Annotated in this window: 1 pseudogene; it reads left to right on the top strand. The window is 74.4% G+C overall.

Features of this window, described 5'->3' with window-relative positions:
- Positions 1-78: 78 nt before the first annotated feature.
- Positions 79-281: pseudogene (locus EN857_RS34325) on the top strand (AraC family transcriptional regulator); the annotation flags it as partial.

The following is a 281-nucleotide window of genomic DNA, read 5'->3' on the forward strand; positions in this document are numbered from 1 at the left end:
TTCGGCGCCGCCACGGGGCGCTCGGTGATGGCTACATGCGCGCGCGCCGGCTGAGCGAGGCGGCGCCGAAGGCGCGCGTCACGTGGAAACGCGACACGCGCCTTCGGCGCCGCCACGGGGCGCTCGGTGATGGCTACATGCGCGCGCCGCCTCGCTCAGCCGGCGCGCAAGCTTGCCGGCGGCGCGCCCGACATCCTCTCGGTCGCGCTCGATGCCGGCTACGGCTCGCATGAGGCTTTCACCCGCGCCTTCCGCGACCTGTTCGGCACCACGCCGGAACT

The organism is Mesorhizobium sp. M4B.F.Ca.ET.214.01.1.1, from assembly GCF_004791545.1.
Taxonomy (GTDB): Bacteria; Pseudomonadota; Alphaproteobacteria; order Rhizobiales; family Rhizobiaceae; genus Mesorhizobium; species Mesorhizobium abyssinicae.